This is a genomic window from Acetivibrio straminisolvens JCM 21531, from assembly GCF_000521465.1.
Taxonomy (GTDB): Bacteria; Bacillota; Clostridia; order Acetivibrionales; family Acetivibrionaceae; genus Hungateiclostridium; species Hungateiclostridium straminisolvens.
Window position 1 is genome coordinate 1 of sequence record NZ_BAVR01000145.1, and the last position, 1579, is coordinate 1579.

Consider the following 1579-nt stretch of genomic DNA (forward strand, 5'->3'; position numbering starts at 1 on the left):
TTGTAAAGGATATCAGGAACAAAAAGGAGTTGATAGCCGAAATTGACGATGAACTAAGAAAGCTGATACCTTTGACAGGTTATAAGCTACATACAATGCCGGGTATCGACCTTGTTACAGAAGTGCAGATTATATCTGAAATCGGGGATATTAACCGTTTCCCTGACTCAGACAAGCTGGCTCGGTTTATGGGCTTGGCACCGGTGCAATTCAGCTCTGCCGGAAAGGGTAAAGACCAAAGATGCAGGAATGGCAACAGGGCACTAAATGCGATATTTCACTTTCTCGCAATCCAGATGGTAGCAGTATCGGCCTCAGGAAAGCCAAGACACCCGGTATTCAGGGAGTATTTTGAGCAGAAAGTTAAAGAGGGCAAGAACAAGCCACAGGCGCTTGTGTGCGTGGCAAGAAGACTTGTGAGGATTATTTACGGTATGATGAAAACCAGGACAGAATACAGGCCATATGAAAAGACTGATGACAAGAACTGATTTTATATTCTGGAAACCGAGGGTTGGAAGATAATTCTTTTTTGATTGAGATATGGTAACAGGAATTATATAATAGTTATAGTCCTTGTAGTGAGGGAACGAGTAAGACTGGCTATACGTTTAATCCCGATGTAGACCTTGATTGGAGAGGTACAGAAAAAACTTATAAAGACGCATTGGAAGAGGCTTTCAAAAGAACAGGGGTTCCAAAAGAAAAATTTGAAGTAACTGAATGGGCGAAAGATGTAAATGGGAAGTCCTTTCCAGTTGAATGGAGAGCGAAAAATGGAGCAGAGGTTAATATTGATATCGGACATACTACGCATGGTCCTGATGTACCTCATATTGGATATCAGACGGGTGGAAAGAGAAATAGTGGGGGTGCAATACGTGGACATATTTTGGTGGATGATGTTCCTATTAATAGATGATAATCAAAAGAACTGGAGGTGTAGTTGTGTGGAATATACAAGAGCAAATATTATCTGCTGCTAGCTCGTTAAATATTAATATAGAGAAAGTTGAAGCTATTGAAGTTGAACGTATGATAAGCAAAGTTATAGATAAATTTGCAGGTGGGAGTAAAAGTATGCCATTATGGGAGCATCTTAAAGATGATTTAAGCGTCAATAGCAAAGATGCATGGTTATGGCTTGGTGAGTTAATTGGTGATGTTGAGACTATTATGTTTTTTAATCCTACTGATGAAAAGGAGGCATTTTGTTTTAATAAAGGCGATGATGTGGTTTCTGTATTAGGTGAAACCTACGGATTTGAGTTTTATTTAACTAATAGGGATTTAGAGTATTTAATATGTTTTAATCATCATGATGTTCTCATAGTATGTGGCAATGCTATTAAGAAGTTAAAAAATATAAATTATGAGAACATAATACACTCTTACAAAGGAAAATAGTTTTAAATCCATTAAGTTGTAAATAAAGACGGTTATCTGCGGATAGCCGCTTTTTTCTTCGTAACCGCCAAATAGCTCATTACATAGTAGAATTGTCGCGTAGTTGGTAAGCGTCAAATAGATCGTTACATAGTAGAATAGTTACGTAGTTGATAAAATCACTGTAGAAATA

2 protein-coding genes and 1 pseudogene are annotated in these 1579 nt (G+C 37.7%); all 3 read left to right on the forward strand.

What is annotated here, in order from left to right; genetic code table 11:
- Positions 1 to 491, forward strand: a 491-nt coding sequence (locus JCM21531_RS17120) for an IS110 family transposase (RefSeq protein ID WP_038291636.1), incomplete at its 5' end; no start/stop codon positions are given.
- Between the two features lie 119 nt (positions 492 to 610).
- Positions 611 to 922: pseudogene (locus JCM21531_RS17125) on the forward strand (polymorphic toxin type 47 domain-containing protein); the annotation flags it as partial.
- 26 nt (positions 923 to 948) lie between these two features.
- Positions 949 to 1407: a DUF6756 family protein gene (locus tag JCM21531_RS17130; RefSeq protein ID WP_038291639.1), complete on the forward strand. Its 459-nt coding sequence runs from the start codon at positions 949 to 951 to the stop codon at positions 1405 to 1407.
- Positions 1408 to 1579 lie beyond the last annotated feature (172 nt).